The organism is Nannocystis sp. RBIL2 (genome assembly GCF_026626745.1).
Taxonomy (GTDB): Bacteria; Myxococcota_A; Polyangia; order Nannocystales; family Nannocystaceae; genus Nannocystis.
The window spans coordinates 5,475,056-5,500,178 of record NZ_JAPNJW010000001.1; the positions used below are offsets into that span (position 1 = coordinate 5,475,056).

Here is a 25,123-nt window from a genome sequence, read left to right on the forward strand (position 1 = left end):
GGACGCGCCAGGGGGCGCCGAACCGCCCTCGCCGCCGCGTGTGCATCCGCGCCTGGGGCGCGGGGCCCCGCGCCCCCCCGGGTGCGCTATCGTGCCCGGGCCATGCACAACGACAGCTTCCTCCGCGCCTGCCGCGGCGAACGCCCCGAGCGGACCCCGATCTGGCTCATGAGACAGGCCGGGCGCTACCTCCCCGAGTACCGCGCGGTCCGGGCCAAGGTCAGCTTCGAGGAGCTGTGCCGCACCCCCGAGCTGTGCGCCGAGGTCACGCTGCAGCCGATCGATCGCCTCGGCGTCGACGCCGCGATCCTGTTCTCCGACATCCTCGTCGTGTTCGACGCCCTCGGCGTCGACGTCCGCTTCGAGCCCTCGCCGGTGGTCGCCACCCCCGTGCGCACCCAGGCCGACGTCGACCGCCTGCAGTGGATCGACCCGCGCGAGGCCTGCCACTACGTCTACGCGGCCGTGCGCGCCTGCAAGGCCGCCCTCGCCGACCGCGTGCCGCTGATCGGCTTCTGCGGCGCCCCCTTCACCACCCTCAGCTACCTCGTCGAGGGCAAGACCAGCCGCGAGTTCGAACATGTCAAATCGCTCATGTTCTGCGAGCCAGGTCTCTTCGGACAGCTGATGTCGCGGATCACCGACCTCCTGATCGACTACCTGCGCGGCCAGGTCGAGGCCGGCGTCGACGCGCTGCAGGTGTTCGACAGCTGGGCCGGCGCGCTCGCCCCCGACGACTACCGCGAGCACGTGCAGCCGCACACCGCCCGCCTGTGCGCCGCCGTGCGCCAGTTCGGCGTGCCGCTGATCATGTTCACCCGCGGCAACGCCAACCTGCTCGCTTACTCGGCCGAGATGCCGGCCGACGTCGTCGGCATCGACTGGTCGATCGACATGGCCCAGGCGATCGACGTCGTCGGCCCCGAGCGGGTCGTGCAGGGCAACCTCGACCCGTTCGCCCTGCTCGGCCCGCCGGCGCTGGTCGAGCGCAAGGCGCGGGCGGTGGTCGCCGCCGGTCGGCGGGCCAAGGCCCACATCTTCAACCTCGGCCATGGGATCTCCCGCCACACCGACCCGGCGATCGCGCGCCTCCTGGTCGACACGGTCCACGACGCATGAGCCTCTCGTCGCGCGTGCTCCTGCCCGCCGCGCTCGCGGCGCTGACCGCCGCGTGTACGCGCCCGCAGACCGCCCCGCCGCCCGAACCTCCGCCGCCCGACGCCCCGGTCCTGCCCGCGCAGCCGATCCGCCACGGCACCGGCGAGGTCCTCGACCTCACCGTCCCCCTGCTGGCCGGCCCCGGCTTGCCGCTGCCCAGCCTGCGCGGCCGCGTCGTCGTCCTCGAGCTCACCTCGGCCGCGCTGCCCTCGTGGCCGGCGAGCTTCGCCCTCTACAACGACCTCCTGCGCGAGTACGGCGCCGCCCGCCTCGCAGTCGTCGTCGTCGCCCTCGACAGCGACCGCAGCCGCCTCAGCCCCGAGCCCGACCTGCGCCTCCACGGCTTCGAGCTCGGCTGGGATCCGCAGGGCGCCCTCGCGGCCCGCTTGCAGGTCGCCGCGCTGCCCACGGCGCTGGTGCTCGGCCGCGACGGGCGGATCGTCCACGTCGCGAGCGGCCCCGCGCCGGAGGCCCCCCGCGCGCTCGCCGACGCCGTACGCGCCGCTCTGGGCCCCTGAGGTCCGAAGACCACACTCGAAGACGTGTATTCGCGCTCACGACTTGAACCGCGGGCCGACAGCGCGGCATCCTCGGGCGTCCGCGTATGCCCGAAGCGCTGCTGGAGCTGCTCGAAGTCCCCACCATCCGCGCCGGCGCCGTCCTCCTGGGCAGCATCGTCGCCGCCTTCCTGATCGAGCTGTTCTTCCGCGGCGTCGTGCTGCTCCTGGTGCGGAAGACCAAAACCGACCTCGATGACCAAATTGTCGCGATCCTGCGACGCCCGGTTTTCATCACCGTGCTGCTCGCGGGGCTGCGCTGGTCGGCCAGCATCATCGACGACGGCGCCCGCTTCAAGCACATCGGCGACCCGCTGCTCGAGACGGTGGCCGTGATCGTGTGGACGGGCGCGGCCATCCGGATCGCCACGCTCGTGCTGCGCCACTTCAGCCAGCGCGCCGGCGAGGGCTCGTTCCTGCAGCCGCGCACGCTGCCGCTGTTCGACATGTTCGCCAAGCTGATCCTGTTCGGCGGCGCCATCTACTTCGCCTTGCTGGCGTGGAAGGTCGACGTCACCGGCTGGCTCGCCTCGGCCGGCATCGTCGGCATCGCCGTCGGCTTCGCCGCCAAGGACTCGCTGGCCAACCTGTTCGCCGGCATCTTCATCCTCGCCGACGCCCCCTACAAGATCGGCGACATGATCAAGTTCGACGACGGCTCGCGCGGCCGCGTCACCGACATCGGCCTGCGCTCGACCCGGATCCTCACCCGCGACAACATCGAGATCACCGTCCCCAACTCGATCATCGGCAACTCCAAGGTCGTCAACGAGAGCGCCGGCCCGGCCGAGAAGGAGCGCGTGGCGATCAAGGTGTCCGTCGCCTACGGCTCCGACATCGACCTCGTGCGCGGCGTGCTCCTCGAATGTCCCAAAGGCCAGCCGAACATCTGCAACGAGCCCGCCCCCTCGGTGGTGTTCACGAGCTTCGGCGGCTCGGGCCTCGAGTTCTCGCTGATGGTGTGGATCGTCCAGCCGGGCCTCCTGGAGGACGTGCTCGACAACCTCAACTGCCGCGTCTACAAGGCCCTGACGGCCGCGAACATCGAGATCCCCTACTCGAAGCACGACGTCTACATCAAGGGCCTGCCGGAGCCCGTCGCCCTGCCCGCCCCCGAGCCGCGCCCCGCTCTGGCCCTCAGCGCCCCGCGCCCGCTGCTGGCCCCGCCCGCCCCGTGAGCGCCGCGCGTCGGCCCGACCGGTTCGGGCTCGTGAACGCGGTCGCATGCGTGAGCCTCGGTCACGACGCTCGCTCGACCTCCGTGCTCCGAGCTCGCGGACGTCGCGGACGTCGTCGTCCGCCGCGGCGACCGCTGCGACCGCGTCGGAGCAGCGATCACGGCCCCTGCGCGGGCTGACGCGCGCCGGGCGCTCGTGTATCCTCCCGCGCAAGAGCGCGCATGACACACACGACCACGGACACCTGGCAGGGCGGCCTCACCGCGGACCTCTCGAAGATCCTCCTGACCGAGAAGCAGATCCACGAGCGCGTCGCCGAGCTCGGGCGCACGCTGGCGAGCGAGTACGCGGACAAGGACCCGCTGATGGTCGGGATCCTGAGCGGCAGCCTGCTGTTCATGGCCGACCTCGTGCGGCACATGAACATCCCGCTGTCGATCGACTTCATGGCCGTCTCGTCGTACGGCGACCGCACCACCTCCTCGGGCGAGGTGCGGATCTTGAAGGACCTGAGCAACGCGGCCACGGGCCGCCACATCGTCCTGGTCGAGGACATCGTCGACAGCGGCCTGACCCTCGATTACCTGTGCGACGTCCTCCGCACGCGCCACCCGGCCTCGCTCGAGATCTGCACGCTCCTCGACAAGCACGAGGCGCGCAAGCGGCCGCTGCAGGTCCGCCACGTCGGCTTCCCCTGCCCCAACGAGTTCGTGGTCGGCTACGGCCTCGACTACGCCGGCCACTACCGCAACCTCCCGTACATCGGCGTGCTCAAGCCGTCGATCTACACCACCTGACACTTGCGACATGTCCCAGGGGCCAGCATGACCGACACCCTGACGCTGGAGCAGATCCAGCGCCTGCCGAAGACCGACCTGCACGTCCACCTCGACGGCTCGATGCGGCTAGCGACGATCCTCGAGCTCGCGCGCGAGCGCGGCGTGTCGCTGCCGGCCGACACGCCCGAGGGCCTCACCGCGGCCATGCACCTCGGCCAGAACGCCGGCAGCCTGGTCGCCTACCTCAAGGCCTTCGACGTCACCCTGCAGGTGCTGCAGGACGAGGAGGCCCTCTACCGCGCCGCCTTCGAGTTGGCCGCCGACGCCGCCGCCGAGAACGTGCGCTACATGGAGGTCCGCTACTCGCCGATGCTGCACACCCGGCGCCGGCTCGGCCTCACGCGCGTGGTCGAGACCGTGCTGCGCGGCCTGCATGACGCCCAGCAGGCCCACAACATCGAGAGCAACCTGATCCTGTGCGGGATCAGGAACATCTCGCCCGAGTCCTCGCTGCGCATGGCCGAGCTCGTGGTCGCCTACAAGAACCGCGGCGTGGTCGGCTTCGACCTCGCCGGCGCCGAGTACGACTACCCGCCCAAGGACCACCACGAGGCCTTCAACCTCGTGCGCCAGAACAACATCAACGTGACCATCCACGCCGGCGAGGCCTACGGCCCGGCCTCGATCGCGCAGGCGCTGCACGTGTGCGGGGCCCACCGGATCGGCCACGGCTGCCGCCTGCGCGAGGACGGCGACCTGCTCCGCTACGTGGTGGACCACCGGATCCCGCTCGAGTGCTGCCCGTCGTCGAACGTGCAGACCGGCGCCGTCAGCAGCATCGGCGACCACCCGCTGCGCCTCTACTTCGACCTCGGCGCGCGCATCACCGTCAACACCGACAACCGCCTGATCACCGACACCACGGTGTCGCGCGAGCTCCACCTGCTCCACACCGAGCTCGGCTTCGACTTCGCCGCCCTGCGCCAGGTGATCCTGAACGGCTTCAAGAGCGCGTTCTTGCCGTACCACGAGAAGCGCCGATTCATGCGCGCCACGGTGACCGAGCTCGACGAGTTCGCGGCCGCGAACGGCTTCGTCGAGCCGCGCTAGCGCGAGGGCCACACGAGCACGCGACGGGCCAGCGGCGACGCCAGGAGCGCCGCGACGTCGCAGCGCGACTCGAGCTCGCCGCCGCGGTGCTGCCCGAGCCGCGGGCAACGAGCCAGGAACGCCCGCGAGTCGGCGTCGTCGTGCCCGTGCATGTGCTCGTGGACCAGCGCCAGGTAGGCCCACGTCAGCGTCTCGTGGTAGCGGTCCTCGGCCCCGAGCGCGGCGACGAACCGGCGCAGCGCCGCGCGAAAGGCCACGGCGGCCGCGCCGAAGTCGTCGTACATGCGCAGGAACAGGAAGGCCACGCGCACGTGTTCGCGGTGGCCGAACGCCGGACCTGGCAGGGTCGCTGCCACGAATCCGGCCAGCAACGCCGCGTCGTCGAGGGTCGCCTCGGTCATGCGACCGGCATGGTACCGCGAATCACTGCACCTGCACGTACACGAAGTCGTGCCCGGGGTGCGCCGCGTCGCTGCCGGCCGCCTGGTGGCAGCTCACACACACGCTCATCGCCGGGCCGGCGTCGCCGAGGCCGTCGGCCACGATCCCGTCCTTGTCGTGCGGCGCCGGGTGATCGGCCGGCACCTCCTCGTACCAGTACCAGCTGCCGCCGTCGGTCCCTGATTTCACGTGGCGGTAGACCGCGTAGCCGATGATGCTCGCCCCCTCGGCGTCGTACAGCTCCTTCACCGCCGCGGCCCCGACCGGGTACTCGCCGTCGCCGTGGCCGGCCAGCATGTCGTTGCTGCAGATCCGCTGCTTCCCGTGCGGCGACACGCCGATCGTCGCGTCGTGGGCGCCGGCCTCGCAGGCCCATTGCTTGTAGTGGCCCGCGGCCAGCCATTCGCGCATCGCCACCTTGCCGCTGGTCGGCGGCACCTGCGTCGCGTCCTCGGGGCTGTCGGTCGTGCTGCTGCCGTCGTCGCCGCAGCCCGCGAGCGCGAGCGCGACAAGACATGTCCAGATCTTCATAAAACTCCTCGCAGTCGTGATGGTCCGCGCGACCTCCCGGTCGCAGCTCGCCAACGAGGCGCGGGCGCCAGTGTTACGCGTATTCGACGTCGCCGGGCCGTCGTCCTCCGCCGATGTCGACCGGGCGCCCACGCGCACCGCTTGTCAAGCTCGCCGCACCTTGCTACCCACAGAGCCGCTCGCCTTGGCCGCCAAGTTCGCCCGCACGCAGTACTCGCCCGCGCTGTTCGACCTCGCCCAGGACATCGTCGGCGGCCTCCCGCTCCGCTTGCTCGAGCGGTGGTGGGAGAGCGAGCAGACCGAGGCCGACGCCCTGCGCTTGCTCGCGGCCTGCCGCGTCACCGGCTTCAACGTCGTGTCCGACGCGGCCGGGCTCACGCGCATGACCGCCGAGCGCGGCTTGATGGAGATCCTCGCCATCATCGATCAGCCGAAGGCGATCGTCCACGAGCTCGGCCTGGCGATCGGCGGCGAGAGCGTGGGGATCTGGGCGGCCGACAACACTCAGATGTTCTACCCCGACGCGGTCCCGGCCGAGCGCCTGCTCGCGGCGCTGCTCACTGTGCAGGATCTGGTCGCCCGCCGCTGTGCGATCAAGATCGGCCTCGCCGCCCACTTCGGCGAGTTCTACAGCGCCAGCGGCGGCCTCTACGGCGACGCGTCGGACGCGATCGAGGAGCTCGCGGAGAACCACGTCGCCGGCGGCGAGGTCGTCGTCAGCCAGGCCGTGGCCGGTCGCCTGCCGCCCGCGCACGACTTCACGCTCGTCGCCATCGGCGAGACGAACGGGCTCGGTCCGCTGTGGCGCCTCGTCGACGGCCCTCGCCTGTCCCTCGGGACATCCAGCGGCAGGCGCTACCCGATCCCCTACTCCGACGCCTTCCACGCCGACCTCACGCGCCTCGCGGACCGCCTCGGCGACCGCGAGCTCGCGCGCGAGATGACCGCCAAGTACACGCGGCACGAGGTCGTGGTGCTCGTCGAGCGCCACGCCCAGGACGCGGACAGCCGCGCGGTCGCGCTGTTCGCCAACTTGTCGCTGTCTGCGAAGATGAAGGACGCGGGCCTGCGTCACCTTGCCGCCGCGCGCGGGACCGAGGTCAAGGTCTCAGGGCCGCTCGGCATCTACACCTTCGACGAGCCGGCGCGCGCGCTCGAGTTCGCCCGGACCTTTCGCAGCGAGCTCGCGGAGGGCGGCATCGACTGCCGGATCGGCGTCGACCAGGGCCCCGTGCTGGTGTTCGACCTCGCCGGCGGCGGCAAGGACATCGCCGGCATGCCGGTCAACATCGCCTCGAAGATGGCCCAGGACTGCGGCGAGTGGGGCAAGCTGTACCTCAGCGATCGCGTGCGCGCCTGTGTCGACGCCGATGACTTTCGCGAGCTCCGGTTCTACGTCTCCGGCATCGAACTGCGCGCCTTCGAGGGCTGACACGTGCGCGCCAGCGCGGCGTGCTATCCTCGAGCTTTGCATGCGCTCGGTCGGCCTCGCCGTATGCTTATTGTTGTCGCTGGCGAGCGGATGTCACCCCGCGCCGCCCCCACCGGCGCCAGCGCCAGCGCCCGAAGTTTCGACCTGTGACGGCCCGTCGCCTGCCGCCGGCCCCTCCGCTCTCACGGCCAACCTCGACAGCGCCTTCGTCTGCGACCCGCGCCCCGGCGCGGCCGGGTGGATCCACGCGGGCTCGTCGTTCTCGTCGGTGCCGAAGCTCCCGCCGCGCGAGGCGGCGCCGCTCGACGTCCAGCTGCCGCGCTTCGCCCTGGTGTTCGACGGCCGCGACGGCCCGCGGCTGGAGCACGCACTGAGCACGTTGCGCAACGAGGCCGACTATCGCCTGCTCGTCGCCGGCGCCCGGGCGCCGCGAGGAGCGGCCCACCACGCGCCGCCGACCCGCGCCGGCGTCGCCGAATTGCTCGCCGCCCTGCGCCGCGCGCTGCAGCCCGGCGCGATGCTCGTGCTCCTCGCCGCCGAGGTCGACACGCTGGCCGACGACCCGTGGGGCTGCATCCCGCTGCAGGACGCCTGCCTGCCGCTCGCCGAGCTGCAGCTGGAGCTCGCCGAGCTCCGCACCGGCGCGCGCATCGTCGTGCTGGCGCAGGCGCGCCCGCGGCTGGCCTTCAGCGCGCTGACCGACGCCACCGCGGTGGTGGTGACCTTCCCTTCGGGACAGGTCGGAGATCGGGCCGCGCGCGCCTTCTGGTCGCCGCAGGTCCCCGACCGCGACGGCGACGGCGTGATCGCGGTGCGCGAGCGGGCCGCGCAGGCCCGCCGCATCGATCGCGGCGGGGTGCGCTTCGTCGACCCGCTCGGCACCCTGTCGTTCGCGCGTCGCCAGGCCCGCGCCCGCGGCAGCGCGCCGCTCGAGGTCGAGGGCCGGCCCGCGCTCGACGCCGCAGTCGCCGGCCTCGCGCCGGGGCAGATCGCAGTCGTCAACCTCTCCACCACCTGGTGCGCCGCCTGCGGCCCGTTCCGTACCACTTTTGCAAATCTCGCCCGGCGCACCGGCGGCCCGATGCGCTTCATCCACGCCGAGACCGACGAGCAGTGGCAGGGCTTCGGCGCGCTGAGTTACCCCGCGGTCGCCTTCATCGCCCCCGGCGGGCGCCTCCTCGGCGTCGCGCACGACCCTTACGATCCGCTCTCCGCCCTCGCGCTCGGCGAGTTCGAGTCCATCGACGATCGCCTCGCCTATCACCGCGCCGAGCTGCGCAGCCGCGAGCACCGGGTCCGCGGGCGCGGCGCGCGGGCGCTCCTCGCCCTCGGTCCGCCGGGCGCCGCACTGATCGAAGACCTCGCGCGCGACCTCCACGACGAGCCGGTCGCCGCGATCGTCCTCGACATCTTGCAGGCGCTCGCCAGCTACGGCGAGAAGGCGCGGCACACCGCGCCCGAGATGGTCGCCCTGTTCAATCACGCCGACGGCTACGTGCGGCAGATGGCCCTGCTCGCGCTGCGCCGAATCGGCGCCGACCCGCGGCCGGTCGCTTGCCCGCTGCTCGCGCTCGTCGCGGATCCGGACGCCGGCGTGCGGTCGGCCGCGATCGACCTGCTCGCCGCCGATCCCTCGCTCCCGCCCGCGATCCTGCCGGCCCTGCGCGTCATCATGGAGGACGAGTCGCCCGCAGTGCGGCGGGTCGCGCTCGCCGCGTTTCGTCGCCTGCCCTGGGGCGACGCCGCTATCGGAGCGTTGCCGACGCTGCTGCGCCTCGTCACTCCTGGCGAGCCCGACGATCAGCGCGCGGAGGCGATCGCGGCGCTGATCGAACTCGGCCCGCGAGCGACCGCCGCGATCCCCGACCTCACGCGCCTGCTTGCCGACGCCGATCCCGCCATTGTCCGCCAGGCCGCGCTCGCCCTCGGCAATCACGGCGCTGCCGCGAGCTGCGCAGTACCATCATTGGCCGCGCTCGCGGCCGACCCAGATCCGCACACCCGCCGCAAATCCGGCGAGGCGATGGCGAAGATCGGCGCCGACCGGCGAATATCGAGACAGTGACCGCCCACCGGTCGAATGCACACACCGCGGCCACCGCCGCTCCCTCCCGCCACCTCAGAACGGCCCTATTCTCCGGATTTTGGCCGATCCAGCGCCGAAGTCCGATCGTGGTCCGATGGACCGAAACGGGTCCGATCGAATCATCGGAGTGCATGCTATTGAATCCTGCATGCACATGACAACCCGTATCCACCTCTTCATCGTCGCCTCGACCGTGCTGGCGTGCACCTTCGAGAGCAAGCTCTACGACGGGGACACCGCGCCGACCACAGGCACTACTGGTGATTCACCCGACCCGTCCCAGGGCACCTGGGACACCTGGCAGGGCACCACCCTCGAGACCAGCGGCCCGGGGCCGGCGACGACCACCGCGGGACCCGGCTGGTCCTCCGACACCGAGGGCCCGCCCGAAACCAGCACCACCATCGTCTCCGAGACCGAAGGCCCCAACTGGACCACCACCATCGTCTCCGAGACCGACAGCCACGGCTGGACCACCGCTGACGTGACCACCGGGCAGTTCCCCGGGTCCGCCAGCGACACCACCTCGCAGTACACCACCAGCCAGCCCGAGGAGCCGGTGCCGTGCGACGGCGAGGCGGAGCCGCTCGACGTCGAGGTCCTGGCCTACCTCGAGTCGCAGATCCCGGCGAACCCCGACAGCGACGGCACCACCGGCGAGGACGACGATCCGAACCAGCTGTACGTCCGCTTCTCGAGCGAGACCTTCACCTGCGCCGACCCGCACGACCGCATCTCGTGTGGCCATCAGTGGGAGCTGTCCGTGCGGATCCCCGCCGCCTTCCAGGCCCCCGGCCTGTACTCGCTGTCGTGGCCCGGCGTGCACGCCTTCGGCCTGGAGACCGGCGCCGACCTCGGCAGCGGCGACGATTGCGACGGCGGGGGCGGCAGCGCGAAGGGCACGCTCGAGATCGTCGCCATCGACGCCGACAAGGTCGTCGGTCGCCTGTGCCACGTGACCTGGAACGGGCTCGACAACGACTTCGAGCTCGACGGCAAGTTCATCGCCCCGCGCTGCCCGCAATGAGGGCACCCGGCCGCGTCCGGGCTTCCGGGCCCGGGCGCTTCGGCGCGACTGCGAACCCGCGTGGAATCGCTGCGGTGGGGATTCGTGGCAGTCGCTGTCTCGACGCGGCGCCGCGATTCGTCGGTCCGGATGATCGATTCGTCGGACCGATCTCGGCGCCGCTTCGAGCCTGCGGCGAGCTCGACTCTCGGCGCTGCTGCGCCGGCTGTCCGCGTCGATGGCGGGTGATCTTCGCTCAGGCCGCCGCGTCCTGTTCGGCGCGGCCGAGCAGCGCGTCGGCGGCCGGGCCGATCACCCCGACCAGCGCGTCGCGGCACAGCGTCATCTGCACCTCGGGCGACAGGCGCCCGTGCGCGCGCAGCCGCTCCGGGTCGGCGTCGGCCGGCCACGGGCGCACGGCGATCGGCTCGCGCAGGGCCGCAGCGAACGCCTCGCGCACGGCCTCGCGCACCTCGGGCGAGCGGCCCAGCGCCCACTGCACGAACCGCCAGGCCAGCTGCGAATGGCGGCCCTCGTCGACCGCGATCTGCTTCAGCGCGCTGCGGACCGCGTAGTCGTCGGCCTGGAAGGTCGCCACCTGGGCGAGCAGCGCCGCCAGAGTCTCGCCCACGCAGCCCTCGCGCACCGCCGCGGCCGCCAGCGCCGGCAGGCCGGTGTCGCCTAGCGCAGAGGACATGTCCAATCGGCCAGGTCCCATCGGCGTCCCCGCGTACGCGCCCGCCAGCGCGTAGCAGGCGCGCGCGTGGGCGATCTCGTCGGCCATCGCGCGCTGCGCCCCGTCGACCAGCGAAGCCGGCGCGCCGACGGCCAGCAGCTGGAGGGCGAAGCGGGCGAACGCGGCCACCGACGCGTGCTCGTCGGCCGCCGCGGCGCCCCACAGGTCGGCCAGCGCCGCTCGGGTCGGATCGTCGAGGCCCGCGAGCGACGGCATCACCTGGCCGCCCCAGTCGCTGCGGCGCAGGTTCGGCGCCACCCGGCCCTCGCCCTCGACCACGAACGGCCGGCCCTCGCAGACCATGCCGTCGCCGTGGGCGACGAAGTAGCAGCACTGATCCGGCACCGCCGGCATCGGGTCCGGGCCGCACTGCACGATCAGCTCGTTGTAGCTGCAGAACGGATCGCCGCTGGCCGCCGCGTTGGCCCAGCTCTGCGTGCACGTCGCGTCGCATGCGGCGCAGTCGGCCAGGCCGTCGGGCACCGGGAAGCACACGTACTTCTGCGTCATCCCGGGCGGCGGCGGGTCGCACGTCAGCTCGCTGGTGTCGCCGGTGGTCTGCTCGCCCGTCGTCGTGCTCGTCGTCGACGTCGTGCCCGTGGTCGTCGTCGTGCCGCTGGCCTCGCCGGTCGTCTCGGCGGTGGTGCTCTCCTCGCCGGTGATCGAGTTCACAGTGGTCGTGATCGTGCCGGCGGTCGTGCCCTCGCTCGTCGTCGTCGTGGTCACGCCCTCCGTGCTGTCCGTCACCGCGCCCGAGTCGTCGGTCGCGCTGGTCGTCACGGCCGCCGTGGCCGCGCCGGTCGACGACGTGGAGCTCGGGTCGGTCGCCGCAGTGGTCTCGCCGCTCGCGCCCCCACAAGCCGCGACCAGACCCAGCCCGGCCATCAGCTCCACGTAGAAGGCGCGGGTCACGTCAAAATAGGAGCGCATGGGGGAAACCTAACCAAGCCGTGCCGACCACGCCACCGGGCTCATGCGATTCACGGCACGACACGGATGTCGTGACCGACCGCCCTCGCTCGCACCTCCGGCAATCACACCAGGTGACGCGCGCCTGGCCCGGGTTCAATACGCGTTGTCAGCACTTCGCGCAATTACGCGCACATGTCTCTTCGGACATCCGACCGCGCTCGGCCGCGAATGTCCGCATGGGTAAAAAAAACGAGTTTCAACCGGCCTCTTCGGCCGCTGCCGGGCTCTCGCCGACGATCACGGGCGTTTCGCTGGTCTCCGCCGCGAGCGTCACCTCGGCCTCGTCCGCGAGCGACTCCTCCGGCGCGTCGTCCTGCCGCGCCGGCTCCGGTGACGCCGCCGCGGGCCGATCTTCAACCGTCGACTCTGCCGGCGCCTCGTCCTGCCGCGTCGGCTCCAGCGTCGCCGCCGACTCGGCCGCGAGCGGCTCTGCGGCCGGTGCCTCGCCCGGCGGCGCCGTGACGGTCTCGCTCGGCAACAACGTCAGCGAACCGAGCGCCTCGATCGTCGGCGCCGCGAACCCGAGCCGGCGACGCATCACCTCGACCGCCTCCGGGTTCTGATCGACCAGCACCACGTCGCGACCGTGGCGCAGCGCCGCCTCGCCGAAGCTGCCGCTGCCGGCGAAGAAGTCGAGCAGCAGGTCGCCGGGGCGCGAGTGGACGACCACGATCCGCTCGAGGATCTTGAGCGGCTTCTGCGTCGGGTAGCCGGTCTTCTCGCGCCCCTGCGGGCTGACGATCGTCTGCCACCACACGTCGGTCGGGGTCTTGCCGCGGGCGGCCTTCTCCGGCCCGACGAGGCCCGGGGCCATGTAGGGGATCCGATCGATCGCCTCGTACTGAAACGTGTAGCGCGCGGGGTCGCGGGCGTACCACAGGATGTTGTCGTGCTTGGCCGACCAGCGAGACTTCGAGCGACCGCCGTAGTCGTACGACCACACGATCTCGTTCATGAAGCACTCGCGGCCGAAGATCTGGTCGCAGGCGATCTTCGCGTAGTGCACCTCGCGGTAGTCGAGGTGGAGGAAGAAGCTGCCGTCGGCCGCCAGCAAGCGGTGCGCCTGCTCGAGCCGCGGCCACAAGAACTCGAGGTAGTCGTCGAAGACGTCGGCGTAGTGGCGCTCGCCGAGCTTGATCGTGCGGTAGCGCTGACCCTTGAAGCCGGTGCGGTCGCCCTCGGCGTCACGCACCGTCCGCAGCTGCGCCCGCCGCTGGGTCTGCCCGGTGTTGAACGGCGGGTCGATGTAGATCAGCGAGAAGCCGCCGGCCGGCAGGCCGGGCAGCAGGTCCATGTTGTCTGCGAGCACGATTCGCGCCCGCGGCCGCGGCGGCGCCGCCTCGTCGCTCACGGACGGTAGTCCCCCTTGCCCTCGCGCAACACTTCGATGTCGTCGCCGATCATCCGCAGCACCGTCGACGGGTCGGGCCACTGCGGGCCGACGTCGACCGTCACCGCCACCTCGCGGGCGTAGCGGTTCTCGAGCTCCTCGGCGTCCTCGAGCTCGGGCGTCGACCCCTCGCCCGGCGTGACCGAGCCGTTGAGCAGCGGCTCGCCGAGCTCGCCGATCAGCATGCGACACACCAGGTGATCGGGCACGCGCAGGCCGACCTCGTGGTGGCGGTTGTGCATGCTCTTCGGCACCTCGGAAGTCGCCGCCAGCACCAGAGTGTACGGCCCCGGCAGCAGGCGGCGGACCAGGCGGAAGTGCGAGGTGCCGAGCACCCCGAAGCGGCCGACATCGGCGAGGCCCGACACGATCATCGTCAGCGGCTTGTGCGAGCGCTCGTCGAGCCCCTTGAGCCTGCGGATCGCCGCGATGCCCTTGACGCTCGACATGGCGCAGCCGAACGCGTACCCGGTGTCGGTCGGGTAGACGATCACCTGCCCCTTCTTCAAGGCGTCGACCGCGGGCTGCAGCTTGCGCGGGTTCGGGCGCTCGGCGTCGACGTGTACCCGCATGATCGTTCGTGCAGCTTTCGTGAGAGGTCGAGTGAAGTCTAGCGCTTGAACAGCGTGGTGCCGGTCGAGCGCAGGTCGGCGCAGGCCTGCTTGATGCGCGCCTGCATGCTCTTCTCGGCGGCCTTGAGGTACGAGCGCGGGTCGTATTGCTTCTTGTTGCCGACCTCGCCGTCGATCTTCAGCACGCCGTCGTAGTTCTTCAGCATGTGGTCGGCGATGGGCCGGGTATAGGTGTACTGGGTGTCGGTGTCGATGTTCATCTTGACGACGCCGTACTCGAGGGTCTCGTGGATCTCGCTCAGCTCGCTGCCGGAGCCGCCGTGGAACACGAGGTCGAAGCGCGCCGCCTCGCCGAATTCGCGCGCGACCGCCTGCTGTCCGTCGCGAAGGATAGTCGGCTTGAGCTTGACGTTGCCCGGCTTGTACACGCCGTGCACGTTGCCGAACGTGGCGGCGAACATGTAGCGCCCGCCCTTGATCTCGCGCAGCGCCCGCGCCACCGCGACCATGTCTTCGGGGGTGGTGTAGAGCTTCGACGCCGGCGCGTGCTCGTTGTTGACCCCGTCCTCTTCGCCGCCGACCACACCGGCCTCGACCTCGAGGATGATCTCGAGCTCGGCGCACTCCTGGAGCAGCTCACGCGCGACCTTCATGTTCTCGCCGAGCGGCAGCTCCGAGCCGTCGAACATGTGCGACGAGAACAGGTTGGGCAGCCCGGCCGCGCGTCGGCGGCGGGTCTCGGCCAGCAGCGGGCGCATGAACTTGTCGATCTTGTCGGCCGGGCAGTGGTCGGTGTGGATCGCCACGTAGTGCGGGTGACGCTCGGCGACGCGGTGGATGAACTCCGCCAGCGCGATGGCGCCGAAGGCCATGTCCTTCACGCCCTGTCCCGAAGCGAACTCGCCGCCGCCGGTGCTCACCTGCAGGATGCCGTCGCTCTTGGCCTCGCTGAACGCCGCCAGCGCGGCGTTGATGGTGCTCGACGAGGTGATGTTGATGGCCGGGTAGGCGAACTTGTTCGCCCTGGCGTTGTCGAGCATGCGGCAGTAGGTGGCGTAGTCGGCGACGGGCATGGTTCCTCCGGGCTTGGCGCGGCCAAGGGGTAACACACCTCTCGCGCGGCGGCACCGCGAAAACCGCTGCGGCCGCTCGCCGGCGCCCGTGAGCGGCCCTTCACGCCGCCGGCGCGGGCGTGTTGCCGGCCCGCCGGGCCCGCCACGCACGCCACGCCGGGAGGGCCACGGCGACCGCGTAGAGCGCGAGGATGATCGACACCGGGTCGTACGGCGTGCGCAGGCGCGGGTCGCCGAAGAAGATCGCGGCGATGATCATGGCCCCCACCAGGCAAGCCGCCAGCACGGCCAACGCCGGATCGCGCCGGACCCCGCGCAGCGCCAGCCCGACGCCGACCAGCGACGGCAGCAGCACCACGGTGTTGAAGAAGTAGCGGTAGAACTCGGCGATCACCAGCGTGTGCTTGTGGCCCTTGCTCGTCTCGGGCCACTGCCCGGCGATGAACCACTGCAGCATCATGTTGACGAAGCTGTAGCGCACCTGCTCCAAGAGACCGGTGGCCGCGTAGCACTTGGCGCGGATGTCCTTGTGGATGAACGGGTCGCCGATGTAGCCGACGAAGCGGATGCTGTCGCCCTTGAGGGCCGGGCGCAGCGCCAGCGGCGACCACTCGGGCACCCAGTTCTTGAGCGTGCGGAAGCCCGGCAGGGTCACGCGCCGGCCATTGGTCTGGTCGTCCTTGCGCTCGGCCGTGGTGAACTCGCGCTGGGTGCGGTACGCCTGGGTGTTGATGTTGTGGCACCGCCCGGCGGTGAGGTTCATGTTGGCGTTCTCGGCGATCCCGCCCCAATAGCCGGTGTGGTAGTGGAAGCGCCACAAGCTGAAGCCGAGCGCGAGCACCAGCGGCGCGCCGACGCCGACGATGTGGTGCCACTTGATGTGCTGCAGCCGGCGCACGTTGACCAGCCAGATCAGCAGCACGAACACGTAGAACACCGCCGCTTGCGGCCGCAGCATGAACGCGACCGCCGAGGCCACGCCCGCCGGCCAGGCGCGCCTGCCCTCCTGGAAGCACACCACCAGCCAGTACAGCGACAGCAGCTGCGCGCACAAGAACGGCGTCTCCGAGAGGAAGAAGCCGGTCGTCGACAGGTTCGGGAACCACAGCAGCGCCGCGATCCCGGCCGTGCGCGCCTGCCAGCGCTCGCGCAGCACCCGGCACGCCAGCAGGTACGCCAGCGGCACCGACACGGCGCCGAGGAGGCCCCACAGCAGCGCCCCCGAGAGCATCGGCGGCTGGGTGCCGAACAGCCGCAGCGGCGCCGCCAGCAGCATGTGCGTGCCGTACGCCTGCCACGCCAGCGTCCGCGTCGGCGCCGGGATGCCCTTGTCCGCCAGCGCCACCGCCCGCTCGGCGTACAGCCGCATGTCGCTGTACAGGTATTCCCCCGGCGGATGCACCCACAGCACCCAGACCAGGCGCGACAGCAGCGCCAGGCCGATCAAGATCCACAACAGACGCCGTTCCGGGGGTTGGCCCACACGCGCGAGGGTACTGGCCCGCGCGGCCGAAGAGAAGAGGTCCAATCCGCGCGAAGAAGGCGAGAGTTATCTCATGACATCGAGATCGTGGGACACGCCATTCACGACGGACCTCCAACTCGGATTGGGTATTGCCAACTCTGGTCGTCGTCCTCCCTCACGACAATGAGTGCCTCTCTGCATGACTGGGCGCTCCGGCGTTGAATCTTGCCTCCGCTCCCAACGCCAGTCTCGGTGTCCCAACTGGGATTGAGCCTGGTCCTCACAATCGAGGTCGGGCTGAAATCCTTGAACCCGAGGTCGACGGGTGCTTTACCTGCAGCGCGGGCGAGACACTATCTCGCCGCGCTCGAATCGTAGAAGGAGCTGTATCATGCAATCCCGTATCATCCATCGTTCCCTCGTCTCGACCCTCGCCCTGGCCTGCACGCTCGCGGGCTGCGGCGACAGCGTCGAGTCGACCGACACCAGCACGCCCAGCGAGACGGGCGATGCTCCGCCTGTGTGGCCGGGCTACGTCGTGGAGTGCACGCCCGACGTCTCGGGTCACCAGCTCGTCTGCATGACGCAGGACGACTGGGACTGCTCCGCGCGCGGCCACTACGTGCGCGAATCGATCTGCGCCGACCTGTGGGGCGGCACGCCGGCGGATTACGACGGCAAGCCCCAGCTCTCCGGAGCGCCGTTTCAGGGCGTCGTCGACTGCGCCAACCTGCCGGCCCCGGTCGCCGACGACCCCGACACCGAGGACGACGAGTCGGAGCCGGAGATCCGCGACGGCTGGTTCATGTCGGGCTGCGACGACTGCCGTGCGTGTGGCAACCAGGTAAACGGCTGGCTCAACGACAACATGCCCAAGGACCGGTGGAACGAGCTGTCGTGGTGCCCGGCCAAGAACGGGCTGAACGACTACGAACTGCTGGAGCAGTGGTGCGACGGCGGGACCGATCCGACCGGCGGCCCCGAGGAGCCGCCGTCCACCGGCATCTGGATCTGCAACGGCTCCCCGGCGATCTGCGGGGTGATGACCGACACCTTCCCGCCGACGACGAAGGACCCGCGCTGCATGCCTCCGGGGAATGTCCCGGACTGCGTCACGGCCGACTCGGAGCAGTCCGCGGCGAACGGTTGCTACGAGCTGTGCATGTTCAAGAACCAGGGTCACCAGACCGAGGCCGACAACAGCGAGACGAAGATCTGGAGCCCCACCTTCCCGTGCGGCGACCTCTACAACTTCACCCCGACCGAGGCCACCCATCCTCTCACGATGTGCTCGGGCAGCGGCCCGATGTGGCTGGAAGATCCGCTGTCCTTCGCCGCATCCGCCGAGCTGTCGATCGGCGGCGGTTCGGCCAGCACCAACGAGTTGAACGGGGTCCTCGACTTCTCCCTCGCCGCTTGCCCGCCCGGGGTCCTGGTCTGCGACGTCTCGCTCAACGACATCCGCGCCGGCTCCGCCCAGGTGCATGGCCTCTACACCACGAGGAACGCCAACGGGGCGACGACCTCGGTGCCGTTTACCGTCTCGGATCTCGAGGTCAGGCTGCTGCAGCCGGTGCTCGGTGAGTTGAATCAGCGGACCGGGTTGGTCACCTTCTCCGACGCCGACCTGTTCGCCACGGTCTCGACGGGCGGCGTCACCCTCGACGGCATGCCGCTGAGCGCCGGCGTCGACGGTGCGGTGTTCGTGGTCGACGGCGCGCGCGGCACCTGGAACGGCCAGCAACTCCAGCTCGACCTCAACTGGTCGTCGCAGGGGATGTCGCTCTGGCTGCGTATCACCGGGAGCTGACGTGGACTCGCTCGGTCCGTCGCGCCCCCGAGGGCGCGCCGGACCGAGCGCGCGCCATGCGCGCAACCGATTGGACGGGACCTTTCCACTATGCTACGCGAGATCGGGCACGTGACGCGCAAGCGAGCTACATGGGCGCTGAGCCCCTGCGTCGCCGCCCTCGTGGGTTGCGCGCCCGACGATGCTGCCTGCATCGAGGACGCGCAATTGTGGCAGTCGCCACCCGCCGGTCTCTTCTGTGTACGCGGCGATCTGGTGGTGCAGGGACGAGCGCCGGAAGACCTCGCGGTATTGGCGCGCGTCGAGGCGATCGAGGGTTCCCTGGTCGTCCACGACAACGCGGCGCTCGCCGAGCTCCCGGCCTGGCCGGCGCTGGTGAGCATCGGCGGCTCGCTCTCGATCTCGCACAACGCCGTCCTCACCGCCGTGCGTGGCTTCCCTGTCCTCGAGGACCTGTCGGGAGGGCTCTACGTGGCGGAGAACCCGGCGCTGGTCGAGCTGGAGCTGGGCGAGGGCGTGACGGCCGTCGAGATGGCGTTCATCACCCTGAATCCGTCGCTGCGCGAGCTCCAGGGCCTTTCGAGACTGACGGAGGTCGCGAGCGACCTCCGCGTCACCCACAACGCCGGCCTGCTCGCCCTCGAGCTACCCGCGCTCCGCCAGGTCGGCGGCGACCTCCTGGTGACGGACAACCCGAGCCTGCGCTCCGCCGAGCTGCCGGCGCTCCGGGCGGTCGAGACCCTCTCGATCGTCGCCAACGCCTCGCTCGAATCCCTCGCCGGATTCTCGGCCCTGGAAGCAGTGAAAGCAGCGCTGATCGAAGACAACGACGCCCTGGAGGAGATCCGCTGGACCGCCCCCGGGACCTCGTGGCTCATGATCACGGACAACGCGAGGCTCGAGCGGATCGACGGCGCCGCCTCCTCGCTGACCGCCGACGGCCGTCTTCACATCACGCTCAATCCCGCGCTGCAGACGGTTACGGGGTTCGGAGCCGTCGAGTCGCTCGCAGGCCTGATGCTCGAGGAGAACGAGGCGCTGCCCGGGCTTGCCGCCTTCTCCGCGCTGGCGCGCATCGGCGACCTGGCGGTCGTCCGCAACGCGGCGTTCACCGGCCCGGACGCGTGGTTTCCCGCGCTCGCCGAAGTGTCGGGGAATCTTTCGATGTATGGCAACTTATCGCTGCTACCAGTCACGGCCGACTCGCTGCTCGCACGAATCACCGTAGGGGGCGAAATCCGGGTGGGCGACAACCTCGGCGAGGACACCGAGCTGGATCCGTGCCCCTGGTCGGAAGACGGCATTTGCGACGCGGCGACGGGCTGGCTCGGCCGAGGCACCGAACTCTGCGTCATCGACCCTGAAGATTGCGGTACGGTATGAGACAGCACGCACAGGCGGAGCACTTCATCCTCGTCGCCGTGGTCTGCCTCTCGGCTCCATCTTGTGATGAGGACACGCCAACCTCGCAACAGTACATCGAATTTTCGTTCGAGAACGAAGCCCGATCGCTCTGCGCCGGGAGTGAGGCTCACCTGAATCACTATTTCGAGCGAGCGTTCGAGTTCTTCGATATCGACGCACCCGACGATTTTTCGGTGCCCGTGCGTGTGACAGACGAGATACCGTGCCCCTGGCGTGCTTGCTATCAGCCCGATAAAAAAGCGGTCTACATCTCCGATCTCGACATGCTCGGAGACCGCACCGGCGCCGTTCTACGCCATGAGTTGACCCACGCAATCATCGATAGATTCTGGGGTCAGGGCGCACCGTTTCTCGAAGAAGGCCTGGCCGAGTCGCTGTCGCAGACCCTCGAACGCGCGACGCCGCCGGCGCTGGCGCCCGTGGGCGACATGCTGGACCGGATCCCCGCCGAGGTCGACTATACCGCCGCCGCCTACTTCGTCCGATTCCTCATCGACACACGCGGTCTGGAGCGCTTCAAGCAATTGTTCCAACAATCTCTCGGACGCTCGCGCGCGGAGATCGATGCGCTCATCGCGAGCATCTACGGCGAGAGCTTCCAGGCGCTCGAGGCCGAGTATCTGTCGGGCCCGGCGCGCTGTCAGTATCGGCTCGACGTCTGCGAGCCGGAGTCCGCCACCGCCGTCAAAGACCGCTTCCTCCTCACGCGCGCCGCCTCGTGCGACGACCCCGACTTCTACGGCAGTGCGGGCGACGGCGACCTCGACATCGCCGCGCAGCAGACGATCGAGATCGCGACCGGTGGGACCTATCGCCTGCAGATCGCCTACGACGTGCCGCCGCTCTCGACGGAATATCCGCGCTCTCAGGTGGTGTTGACCCGCTGCGGTGATTGCGAAGAGCAGTCGATTCGCAGCTTCCGGCGAGCCGATGAGGAATTGCAGCTCGAGGCCGGCATCTACGCCCTCGAGATGGTCATGCCATTCGACACCGTGGTGACAATCGACCTCCAGCGCGTCGGCCCATGACGCCAGGCGCACACCGCGCATCGAAGGCCTTCATGAACTTGTGCCACCTGCGGTAAGCTCCCGCGCATGTCCGTCCTCGTCCCGCCGCAGCCTGCCGCGGTCTACGTATCTCGCCGCTCGCTACTGTCGCGCGCCCTCGCTGGCGAGCCCGCGATCTTCTTCGCCGGCGACCTCGTGCCGCGCAACTACGCGGCCAACGTCTACCCGTACCGGGCGCACAGCCACTTCCTCTACTTCACGGGCGTCCACTGGCCGGGGGCGGTGCTGCTCGGCAGCGGCGACGGGTGGGAGATCTTCGCAGCGCCGCCGGCGCCGGACGATCCGTTGTGGATCGGTCCGAGCGCCACCTGGGACGATCTGCAGGCGGCCACCGGGGTGCGGAAGATCCGCCCGCTCGCCGAGCTGCGGACCGCGCTCGACTCCTTGCGCGGCGTCGCCACGCTGCCGGCGATCCATCCGCGCACGCGGGCGCGGCAGGCCTCGCTGCTCGGGCGGCCGTGGGGCGCGCACGACGAGTCCGAGTCGGGGGCCGTCGCGCTCGCGGGCAAGGACGCCGAGCTCGCCGACGCGGTGATCTCGTTGCGCCTGCAACATGACGCGCCGGCGCTCGAGCTGCTGCGGCAGTCCGCGGAGGCCGCGCGTGCCGGTCACCTCGCGGGCATGGCGGCGACGCGGCCGGGGCGGCGCGAGGCCGACGTGCGGGCCGCGATCGAGGCGGAGTTCGCCGCGCGCGGCATGACCCCGGCCTACGGCAGCATCGTCACCGTGCACGGCGAGGTGTTGCACAACGAGCACAGTCATCACCCGCTGCGGACCGGCGATCTCCTGCTCGCCGACTGCGGCGCCGACTGTCACGGCTGGGCCAGCGACGTGACCCGCACCTGGCCGGTCGCGGGCGCGTGGAGTCCGACCCAGCGGGCGCTCTACGACGTGGTGCGAAGTGGCCGGACTTGAAGTAGTCCGGGTCGGCAAGATCGGCGGCCGGATCCTCGCCACCGTGCCGCTGCACGGCACCTGGGAAGAGGTCGAGGACATCTTCGCGGAGATCTTGCGCGACGCCGGCATGACCGCGGCGCTGCGCCGGCTCGAGGCGCTGCGGGCGATCCGCCCGACCGGGCCGCAGCTCGGCAAGATGCTGCGCAACCTCGGCGCGGTCGAGGACGACTACGTCATCGAGCACGAGCGCTTCCAGCTGCTGTTCCCCAGCGGCCGCGAGTTCCTGTTCGCCCCGGTCATCGAGCACGGCCCGCTGCAGATGTGGAAAGCCGTGATCGGCAAGGACGGCGCCCCGCAGGAGCTGTTCTGGCGCCTCAAGGAGGCGATCGACACCTACTACGCCGGCCACGTCCTGGCGGTCACGGTGCACGCGGGGCTCATCCACGTCGAGGTCGCCAAGGGCACCGCGCGGCCCGGTCCGCGGCTGGCGGCGCGGTTCTGGCGGCACTAACCGATGCAGCAGCTCGCCCGTGCCGCGCCCGGTCCCGCAGTGGATGTCGAGCGCGAGGACCTCGGGCAGGTTGGGCAGGTTGCGGACGATGAGCCGCGCGAAACGGTCGTGCCAGACCGGAGAGATCTCGCGGTCGAGCACCCGGGCGACCCTTCGGTCGCGGAGCCCTGAAGCTCCGCCGCCGCGACTGTCTTGTGCGCTGTTGAGGTCGGAGAAGTCGTCCTCGTCGACCGCCACCGGGGTCCGCCGGAACGAGCTGGCCGGACGCGCCGTGGAGATCTCTCAACGACATCCCGCTGCTGCCGCGCCGGCAGAACTCCGGCGGCCTGCGGCGCTCGCCGTCCGAGTCGTCCGCCGCCCGCCCGGTCCCCACCGAGCTCCGCGGCGACGGCGAGAGCAGCGCTCACCGGGCCCTCGCCGAGCTGGCCCTTCGGCCAGGTGACTCCGCCACCGCCGGCCGCCGCCCCAGCGGCCCGATCCCCCAGCTCCGCCGCAGCGAGCCCTCCGCCGGCCAGGGCGCCCGCCAGCCGACCTCCGGCCTTGCCGGTTCCGGCAAGCGCCCGGCCGCCGAAGCCGAGTCCGCCGCCGACGCTGCCTCCTCCTCCGGCCGGCGCCCGATCGCCGACGCCGAGAGCTCCGGCAAGCGCCCGTTCGACGCCGCCGACTCGGGCAAGCGCCCGCTCGGCCCCACCGAGACCTCCGTCGCCCAGCGGCCGCCCGACTCTGCCGCCTCCGGCAAGCGCCCCACCGAGACCTCCGTCGCCCAGCGCTTGCCCGACGCCGCCGCTTCCGGCAAGCGCCCCCTCACCGAGACCTCCGTCGCCCAGCGCTTGCCCGACGCCGCTGCTTCCGGCAAGCGCCCCCTCACCGAGACCTCCGTCGCCCAGCGTCTGCCCGACGCCGCTGCTTCCGGCAAGCGCCCCCTCACCGAGACCTCCGTCGCCCAGCGTTTGCCCGACGCTGCCACCTCCGGCAGCCGTGCCCTGTCCGACTCCGCCTCTGGCAAGCGTCCCTTGCCGGACCTGCGCAAGCCGACCTCCGGCCCGACGGCCGCGGCCGAGCGCTCGCCGTCCTCGCCGACCGCGGCCGCCGCCCCCGAGCCGAGCGCGCCGCGTCCGGCCGCCAAACCGGCAGCCCCGCCGGAGGCCCCCAAGCCCTCGTTTTCGTCGTTTCGCCTGCCCGAGCCGAAGGCCGCGGCCAGCGCCAGCTCGAGCGGCGCCTCGTTCCGGCCGCCGAGCTTCAAGCTGCCCGGCGGCGAGGACAGCTTGCCGCCGGTGCAGTCAGCCTTCCGCCCGCCGCCGAGCCCCGACGACGAGGAGGAGCCGGAGGAGATCGACGAACTCGAGCCGGTCGACGAGCTCGAACCCGACGACGAGCCGGCCCCGGTGGTCACCGCCCCGCGGCCGCCTCCGCCCAAGGCCCCGCCGCCGCGCCCGCCGAGCCTCAGCCCGGACAAGAAGAAGTGACCCGCCCCGCGCTCGCGGCCCTGGCCGTCCTCCTGCTCGGCTGCGGTCAGCCCCAGGGGACAGGTCCGAACAAACATGTCTCGAGCGACATGCCCGCAAAGACAGCCCCGGAGCCGGCGCCCACGCCCGCCCCGGAGCCCGAGGGCCCGCCCGTGCGCAAGGACGGCACGATCTACGCCGAGACCCAGCAGATGGGCACCCGGGTCTCGATCAACGTCCACGTCGGCGAGCGCAAGCCGGCCGAGGCGGGGGCCGCGATCGAGGCCGCGTTCGCGGAGATCGAGCGCATCGAGCAGATCATGAGCGAGTGGCGCCCGAGCAGCGAGCTGTCGCAGCTCAACGACGGCGCCGGCGGGCCGCTGCGGCCGCTCAGCGCCGAGCTGTTCGAGGTCCTGCAGCGCAGCAAGGAGATCGCCCAGGCCACCGGCGGCGCCTTCGACCCCACCTTCTACGGCGTCGGCCAGCTGTGGAAATACGACCCCGGCAGCCGCCCGCCGACGCGCGAGGCGATCTTGGAGAAGCTGCCGCTGGTCGACTGGCGCTCGATCGAGCTCGACGCGACCACCCGCAGCGGTCGTCTCGCCAAGCCGGGCATGAAGATGGGCCTCGGCGCGATCGCCAAGGGCTACGCGGTCGACCGCGCCTCGACCGTCCTGCGCGAGCGCGGCTTCACCGACCACATCGTCGAGGGCGGCGGCGACACCTTCGTGTCCGGCACCAAGGGCGGCAAGACCTGGATGGTCGGCATCCAGCGCCCCGACGGCCCCGGCTCCGTCGCCGCCATCCCCGCGCGCGACCGGGCAGTCGTCACCTCCGGCGACTACCAGCGCTTCATCGAATTCGAGGGCGTCCGTTACTCGCACATCCTCGACCCGCGCACCGGCTTCCCCGTGCCCGAGCAGCGCAGCCTCCAGAGCATCACGATCCTCGCGCCCAACGCCACCGAGGCCGACGCCTACGCCACCGCCGTCGCCGTCCTCGGCGCCGACGCCGGCTTCGAGTTCATCCAGTCGCACCCCGGCCTCGACGCCGCGCTCATCACTCACTCCGGCGAGCTGCGCGTCACCCCCGAGCTGGCCAAGATCCTCGTCTACCCGCAAGACAAGCAGCCCGCTCCGTCGCCGCCCGCTCCGTCACAGCCCGCTCCGTCGCAGCCCGCTCCGTCGCCGCCCGCTCCGTCGCCGCCCGCTCCGTCGCCGCCCGCTCCGTCGCTGCCCGCTCCGTCGCTGCCCGCTCCGTGATCGCCGGCCCGTCGCTGCCCGCTCCGAGAGCGCCCGCTCCGTCGCCACTGCTTCGTCGCCCACTCGGTGATCGCCGGTTTGACGAGCGTGCCGCGTCGAGGGCATCGCCTCGCCCACGTGCGAGGATGCGGCGCGTTCCTCGACTTCCACGCAGCATCGTTGCGCCGCGGTCGATCCTCGCCGGCGAGCGTCCCGTTTTCGTGAGCCCTCCCGCCGCCGC

22 protein-coding genes and 1 pseudogene are annotated in these 25,123 nt (G+C 71.0%); 16 read left to right on the forward strand and 7 right to left on the reverse strand.

Features of this window, described 5'->3' with window-relative positions:
* Nucleotides 1-102 precede the first annotated feature (102 nt).
* From hemE to add, 5 genes are all read left to right on the forward strand, one after another.
* Nucleotides 103-1,119 (forward strand): uroporphyrinogen decarboxylase, encoded by a 1,017-nt coding sequence (hemE, locus tag OV090_RS21755; RefSeq protein ID WP_267705958.1) that lies wholly within the window; start codon nucleotides 103-105, stop codon nucleotides 1,117-1,119.
* Nucleotides 1,116-1,676 carry a hypothetical protein gene (locus tag OV090_RS21760; protein ID WP_267705959.1) on the forward strand — a complete coding sequence of 187 codons (561 nt, stop codon included), beginning with the start codon at nucleotides 1,116-1,118 and terminating at the stop codon, nucleotides 1,674-1,676. The genes hemE and OV090_RS21760 overlap by 4 nt, the downstream gene beginning before the upstream one ends.
* Before the next feature lie 86 nt (nucleotides 1,677-1,762).
* Nucleotides 1,763-2,893 (forward strand): mechanosensitive ion channel family protein, encoded by a 1,131-nt coding sequence (locus OV090_RS21765; RefSeq protein ID WP_267705960.1) that lies wholly within the window; start codon nucleotides 1,763-1,765, stop codon nucleotides 2,891-2,893.
* Nucleotides 2,894-3,114: 221 nt separating this feature from the next.
* Complete coding sequence (hpt, locus tag OV090_RS21770; protein WP_267705961.1) at nucleotides 3,115-3,690, forward strand: hypoxanthine phosphoribosyltransferase; 576 nt, start codon at nucleotides 3,115-3,117, stop codon at nucleotides 3,688-3,690.
* A gap of 27 nt (nucleotides 3,691-3,717) precedes the next feature.
* Nucleotides 3,718-4,782 carry an adenosine deaminase gene (gene add, locus OV090_RS21775; RefSeq protein WP_267705962.1) on the forward strand — a complete coding sequence of 355 codons (1,065 nt, stop codon included), beginning with the start codon at nucleotides 3,718-3,720 and terminating at the stop codon, nucleotides 4,780-4,782.
* Here add and OV090_RS21780 read toward each other — a convergent pair.
* Nucleotides 4,779-5,183 (reverse strand): hypothetical protein, encoded by a 405-nt coding sequence (locus OV090_RS21780; protein WP_267705963.1) that lies wholly within the window; start codon nucleotides 5,181-5,183, stop codon nucleotides 4,779-4,781. The genes add and OV090_RS21780 overlap by 4 nt on opposite strands.
* Before the next feature lie 22 nt (nucleotides 5,184-5,205).
* A complete protein-coding gene (locus OV090_RS21785) occupies nucleotides 5,206-5,754 on the reverse strand; it encodes a hypothetical protein (RefSeq protein ID WP_267705964.1) in 549 nt (182 codons plus the stop codon).
* 160 nt (nucleotides 5,755-5,914) lie between these two features.
* On the opposite strand from OV090_RS21785, the gene OV090_RS21790 reads away from it, so the two are divergent.
* The 3 genes from OV090_RS21790 (at nucleotide 5,915) to OV090_RS21800 (ending at nucleotide 10,299) form a co-directional block, all read left to right on the forward strand.
* On the forward strand, nucleotides 5,915-7,186 hold the full coding sequence (locus OV090_RS21790; protein WP_267705965.1) for a family 3 adenylate cyclase: 1,272 nt from the start codon (nucleotides 5,915-5,917) through the stop codon (nucleotides 7,184-7,186).
* Nucleotides 7,187-7,226: 40 nt separating this feature from the next.
* Nucleotides 7,227-9,251, forward strand: coding sequence for a HEAT repeat domain-containing protein (locus OV090_RS21795; protein ID WP_267705966.1), 2,025 nt, complete (start codon nucleotides 7,227-7,229; stop codon nucleotides 9,249-9,251).
* Nucleotides 9,252-9,426: 175 nt separating this feature from the next.
* Nucleotides 9,427-10,299: a hypothetical protein gene (locus tag OV090_RS21800; protein ID WP_267705967.1), complete on the forward strand. Its 873-nt coding sequence runs from the start codon at nucleotides 9,427-9,429 to the stop codon at nucleotides 10,297-10,299.
* A 235-nt stretch (nucleotides 10,300-10,534) separates the two neighbouring features.
* Here the strand turns inward: OV090_RS21800 and OV090_RS21805 are convergent, their stop codons facing one another.
* The 5 genes and pseudogenes from OV090_RS21805 to OV090_RS21825 form a co-directional block, all read right to left on the reverse strand.
* Nucleotides 10,535-11,944 (reverse strand): ferritin-like domain-containing protein, encoded by a 1,410-nt coding sequence (locus OV090_RS21805; protein ID WP_267705968.1) that lies wholly within the window; start codon nucleotides 11,942-11,944, stop codon nucleotides 10,535-10,537.
* Nucleotides 11,945-12,509: 565 nt separating this feature from the next.
* Nucleotides 12,510-13,280: pseudogene (locus OV090_RS21810) on the reverse strand (site-specific DNA-methyltransferase); the annotation flags it as partial.
* 53 nt (nucleotides 13,281-13,333) lie between these two features.
* The gene (locus OV090_RS21815) at nucleotides 13,334-13,948 is read right to left on the reverse strand and encodes an L-threonylcarbamoyladenylate synthase (protein ID WP_267705970.1); all 615 of its coding nucleotides are present in this window, start codon (nucleotides 13,946-13,948) and stop codon (nucleotides 13,334-13,336) included.
* Nucleotides 13,949-13,986: 38 nt separating this feature from the next.
* Complete coding sequence (fbaA, locus tag OV090_RS21820; RefSeq protein ID WP_267705971.1) at nucleotides 13,987-15,021, reverse strand: class II fructose-bisphosphate aldolase; 1,035 nt, start codon at nucleotides 15,019-15,021, stop codon at nucleotides 13,987-13,989.
* A gap of 100 nt (nucleotides 15,022-15,121) precedes the next feature.
* A complete protein-coding gene (locus tag OV090_RS21825) occupies nucleotides 15,122-16,504 on the reverse strand; it encodes a hypothetical protein (protein WP_267705972.1) in 1,383 nt (460 codons plus the stop codon).
* A gap of 373 nt (nucleotides 16,505-16,877) precedes the next feature.
* On the opposite strand from OV090_RS21825, the gene OV090_RS21830 reads away from it, so the two are divergent.
* The 8 genes from OV090_RS21830 to OV090_RS21865 all read left to right on the forward strand — a co-directional run bounded on the left by OV090_RS21830 (nucleotide 16,878) and on the right by OV090_RS21865 (nucleotide 24,903).
* Nucleotides 16,878-18,296, forward strand: a complete 1,419-nt coding sequence (locus OV090_RS21830; RefSeq protein WP_267705973.1) for a hypothetical protein — start codon at nucleotides 16,878-16,880, stop codon at nucleotides 18,294-18,296.
* Between the two features lie 111 nt (nucleotides 18,297-18,407).
* Nucleotides 18,408-19,679, forward strand: a complete 1,272-nt coding sequence (locus OV090_RS21835; protein WP_267705974.1) for a hypothetical protein — start codon at nucleotides 18,408-18,410, stop codon at nucleotides 19,677-19,679.
* The gene (locus tag OV090_RS21840) at nucleotides 19,676-20,749 is read left to right on the forward strand and encodes a hypothetical protein (RefSeq protein WP_267705975.1); all 1,074 of its coding nucleotides are present in this window, start codon (nucleotides 19,676-19,678) and stop codon (nucleotides 20,747-20,749) included. The genes OV090_RS21835 and OV090_RS21840 overlap by 4 nt, the downstream gene beginning before the upstream one ends.
* A gap of 66 nt (nucleotides 20,750-20,815) precedes the next feature.
* Nucleotides 20,816-21,703 carry an aminopeptidase P N-terminal domain-containing protein gene (locus OV090_RS21845; RefSeq protein ID WP_267705976.1) on the forward strand — a complete coding sequence of 296 codons (888 nt, stop codon included), beginning with the start codon at nucleotides 20,816-20,818 and terminating at the stop codon, nucleotides 21,701-21,703.
* Nucleotides 21,690-22,196, forward strand: a complete 507-nt coding sequence (locus tag OV090_RS21850) for a hypothetical protein (protein WP_267705977.1) — start codon at nucleotides 21,690-21,692, stop codon at nucleotides 22,194-22,196. The genes OV090_RS21845 and OV090_RS21850 overlap by 14 nt, the downstream gene beginning before the upstream one ends.
* 3 nt (nucleotides 22,197-22,199) lie before the next feature.
* Entirely contained in the window at nucleotides 22,200-22,367 is a 168-nt protein-coding gene (locus OV090_RS21855) for a hypothetical protein (RefSeq protein ID WP_267705978.1), read from the forward strand.
* 599 nt (nucleotides 22,368-22,966) lie between these two features.
* Complete coding sequence (locus OV090_RS21860) at nucleotides 22,967-23,662, forward strand: hypothetical protein (protein WP_267705979.1); 696 nt, start codon at nucleotides 22,967-22,969, stop codon at nucleotides 23,660-23,662.
* Nucleotides 23,659-24,903, forward strand: coding sequence for an FAD:protein FMN transferase (locus OV090_RS21865; protein WP_267705980.1), 1,245 nt, complete (start codon nucleotides 23,659-23,661; stop codon nucleotides 24,901-24,903). Before OV090_RS21860 ends, OV090_RS21865 begins: the two co-directional genes overlap by 4 nt.
* Nucleotides 24,904-25,123 lie beyond the last annotated feature (220 nt).